This is a genomic window from Streptomyces sp. PU-14G (assembly GCF_041028275.1).
In the GTDB taxonomy this organism is placed as follows: Bacteria; Actinomycetota; Actinomycetes; order Streptomycetales; family Streptomycetaceae; genus Streptomyces.
Genome location: NZ_JASKYT010000549.1, coordinates 1 through 3,674, shown reverse-complemented (window position 1 = coordinate 3,674; position 3,674 = coordinate 1). Strand labels below are relative to the sequence as shown.

Annotated in this window: 4 protein-coding genes; 3 read left to right on the top strand and 1 reads right to left on the bottom strand. The window is 76.1% G+C overall.

What is annotated here, in order from left to right; translation table 11 throughout:
• Positions 1–2,708, bottom strand: a 2,708-nt coding sequence (locus AB8Z75_RS33145; RefSeq protein ID WP_369208557.1) for an AAA family ATPase, incomplete at its 3' end; no start/stop codon positions are given.
• Between the two features lie 268 nt (positions 2,709–2,976).
• On the opposite strand from AB8Z75_RS33145, the gene AB8Z75_RS33140 reads away from it, so the two are divergent.
• From AB8Z75_RS33140 to AB8Z75_RS33130, 3 genes are all read left to right on the top strand, one after another.
• Positions 2,977–3,207: a DUF2945 domain-containing protein gene (locus AB8Z75_RS33140; RefSeq protein WP_369208555.1), complete on the top strand. Its 231-nt coding sequence runs from the start codon at positions 2,977–2,979 to the stop codon at positions 3,205–3,207.
• A 15-nt stretch (positions 3,208–3,222) separates the two neighbouring features.
• Positions 3,223–3,570, top strand: coding sequence for a DUF3140 domain-containing protein (locus tag AB8Z75_RS33135; protein ID WP_369208553.1), 348 nt, complete (start codon positions 3,223–3,225; stop codon positions 3,568–3,570).
• On the top strand, positions 3,567–3,674 hold a 108-nt coding region (locus AB8Z75_RS33130; RefSeq protein WP_369208559.1), incomplete at its 3' end, for an NAD(P)-binding protein. The genes AB8Z75_RS33135 and AB8Z75_RS33130, both read left to right, overlap by 4 nt.

The following is a 3,674-nucleotide window of genomic DNA, read 5'->3' as shown; positions in this document are numbered from 1 at the left end:
CCCGGCGGGAGGGCACCWSCCGCCGCGCTCTGCCGCAGAGCGCGGCGGCAGCGCGCCGCGTCCCGGATCGCGCCGAGCCCGCCGAACTCCTCGGCCGCCTCCGCCAGCGCGCCGCTGCCCGAACCGTCGCCCAGAGCCAGCAGGTTGCGCGCCGCGGCCTCTCCCGCACGCGCCGCGGAGTAGGGCTGCGGCAGGGCGGCGTAGGCGGCGCGCGCCTCGGTGAACGCGCCGACGGCCTCCTGCGGGCGCCCCTGCGCGGTGGCGAGGATGCCGCGGCAGGCCTGGTGCGCCGCGGCGGCCAGCGGGGCGTCGCGCCCGGCGAGGCGCTCGCCGAACTCCACGGTCAGCGCCGCCGCCTCCGCGTACCGCGCCCGGCGCACGAGGGCGGCGACCGCCATCGGCGTCAGGTCGGCCGCCCACGTCCAGATGTCCTTCTTGCGGATGCGCGCCACCGCGCGCAGCGCCTCGGCGCAGCCGGCCTCCGCGTCGCCGCACGCCATCCTGAGTCTGGCCAGGGCCGCGGAGGCGGCGGCCAGTATGGTGGCCGGCGCGTTGGCCGGATCCGCCGGGCCCGCGTCCCGCAGCCGGGCCTCGGCCTCCTCCCACTCGCCGCGCGCCGACGCCAGCAGCCCGAGCACGAGATGGGCGTCGGCGGCGATGCCGGACACCCCGCCGACCAGCCCCAGCGCGTTGCGTGCCCGCTCGGCGAGCCCGTCCCAGTGGCCGGTGTACCAGGCCAGGCGCAGCGCGGTGCCCTCGACGATGCTCTCCAGATACGGGGCTCCGCACTCGGCGGCCAGCCGGCGGCCCTCCAGCCGGTAGCGGCGGGCGGCCTCGTAGTGGCCCAGGCAGGTGGCCGCGTCCGCGATGTTGCCGCAGGCGCGGGCGACCTCGCGGCGCTCGGCGACGGTCGTGCACTGGCCCAGCAGCGCCTCGGCCTGCTCCCATGCGGTGGGCGCTCCTGTGGACAGCCGCAGGGAGAGGTGGTTGCCGCGCACGGCGATGCGCAGTGCGCCGTCCGCGCGGGCGGCGACCAGTTCCTCAGCCCGCTCGATCCACCGCTCGTGCACCTGGAGCGGCTGGTCGCCCCAGCTGGGCATGGCCAGTGCGGCCATGCCCCGGGCGGCGAGGGCGGGCCGCTCGTGCAGCTCGGCGACGGCCCTCGCGGTGTCGGCCCGTCCTTCCTGGTAGCGGCCCGCCTGGTTGTTGAGCAGCAGTCCGAGGTTGAGCCGGATCTCGCCGCGCAGCCCCTCGGGGAGGCCGGCGTCCCGCAGGACGCGCCGCAGCAGTCCGGTGGCCCGGCGGTGCGCCAGTCCGACGGCGGCCTCCGTGCTGAGCCGGGCCGCCAGCCGGCCGCGTTCCCGCGTCGGCAACCGGTCGTCGCACAGGAGTTCCTCCAGCAGTTCCACCACGAGCGCGGTGTCGCCCATGGCGTGCGCGGCGTCCACGGCCTGCTCGCAGTACCGGTACCAGGCGCTCCAGTCGCCGCACAGCCGGGCGTGGTAGGCCAGCCGCACCAGCGGCGGCGGGTCCCTGCGGGCCAGCGCGGTCAGCGCTTTTCGGTGCAGCAGGTGGCGGTCGGGGCCCGGCAGCGTGGAGTAGACCGCCTGCTGGGCGAGGGTGTGCCGGAAGCCGTACCGTCCGCCGTCCTCCTCGTGGAGCATGCCCGCCAGCAGGGCCTCACGCAGGGCGGCGCCCGCGGCGTGAGCGCGCCGTCCGGTCCGCGGCTGCCGGCCGAAGGCGCCCATCACGTCCGCGATGAGGTCCTCCTCGGCCGGTACGCGCACCACCGCCGCGGCGCGTACCGCGTCGGCGGCGGCGGCCGAGAGCTGCGCCATGCGGTCCGCTGTCGCCTCCAGGAGGAGTGCCGGGACCCGCATGTGCGCGAGCCCGTCCCAGTCAAGACGCTGCCCGCCGCGGGCGCCGGCCGACAGCACCCGCACCGTCTCCTCCAGCACGAAGGGGATGCCGGCTGTGGTGCGGTGCAGCTCGGCCGCCAGTTCCTCGGAGACGGGACGGCCGCCGGTCATGGCCGCCGTCAGCGCGGACACGGCCGCCGGATCCAGCGGGTGCAGGGGGATGCGCAGCTCGGTGGTGCCGGGCGGACAGCGGTGTGCCCGCCCCAACGGCAGCCCGCCGGCCGGCAGGTCCTCGCGCCGGTAGCTGAGCACGAGCGACAGCCCGGGTGGCGGGGCGTCGACGAGGAACCGCAGCAGATCGCGCGTCCCGTCGTCCGCCCAGTGCACGTCCTCCACCACGACCACGGTGTCGCCGAGCGCCTCCAGCAGCGCGCGCACGGCGCGGAACAGCCGGTGCTGGGTGGCCCGGTGGTCGGCCGGCGGATCGGGGGCAGGCGGCAGGACGGCGGCCAGCTCGGGCATGTAGGCGCGCAGCGCGCCGCAGACGGGGTTGAGCCGGGAGGGCAGATCCTCGCCCAGCCCGCGCAACAGGTCGACGACCGGGCCGTAGGGGAACGGCTCGCGCAGCGGCAGACAGCTGCCCGCCAGGACCCGTCGGAGCGCCGCACCGGGACGCCCGGCGGCCTCGCGGAGCGCCTCGTGGAGGAGCCGGGTCTTGCCGATCCCGGCCTCCCCCTCGACGAAGACCACGGAGGGCGCGGTGGCGAGCGCCGCGCGCAGGGCGCCGAGTTCGTCCCCGCGGCCGACGAACCGGGAGGTCTGCGGGGATCTGAGAACCGCGTACGGCACGGGGCCACCTCCACCGCCTCGATCGGTCCAAAGCGACGAAACGCGCGGACCGCGTGGGCGTTCAGGATTCGGACATGGATCGGCGGTCAGCATCTTCCGTGTGTTGCGCGCCGACAACAAGCCCCACGAGCATCCGCGCACCGGGGGGCCGCCCCTCTCCGCCCGGCAGTTCTCCGCGCCCCGCGTGCACGTTTCGCCCTTTCCGAGGGGGTAACTCCCGGATCGAGACGGATGCCGGACGGCACGGCGGCAGAGGCGGGAGGCCCGTGTGAGCAGGGACCGGAAGGTACGCAAGGGCGACCGGGTGTCCTGGGCGAGCCACGGCAGCCGGGCGGTCGGAACGGTGAAGAAGAAGATCACCGGGCGGACGCGCGCGGCGGGACGCACGGTGGACGCCTCACCCGAGGAGCCGCAGTACGAGGTGGAGAGCGAGAAGTCAGGGCGGCGGGCGGTGCACAAGCCCGGTTCCCTGGGCAAGAGGGACAGTGACCGACCGTGAGGGTGGTGACGCATCGTGGCGGTCGCGGACGACACGGTGATCGCTGAGTTCAACGAGGCCGTGAACATGACCCCCGCCGAGCTGGAGCGCTGGCTGGAGCGCGACGCGTCGCGCCGGGTGGGGCAGAAGGACGGTGGCGGCGAGAGCACCGGGCACGCCTCGGGGCGGTACATCGTCGAGCTGCAGCGGAAGAACAAGGGCGACCTGACCGACGACGACGTGGCCCACATGCGCAAGGTGGTCGGCTACGTCCGCCGCCACCTCGCCCAGCGCCCCTCGGGAGACGTACGGGAGTCCCCGTGGCGCTACTCGCTGATGAACTGGGGCCACGACCCCTGCGGTGACGGCCGGAGCGGCGGGTGAACGGGCTGCCGACGCACAGCGACGTCGTGGTGGTGGGGGCGGGCCTGGCGGGCCTGGCGGTGGCACGGCGGCTGCGGGCGCGCGGGGTGGACGTCCTGGTCGTC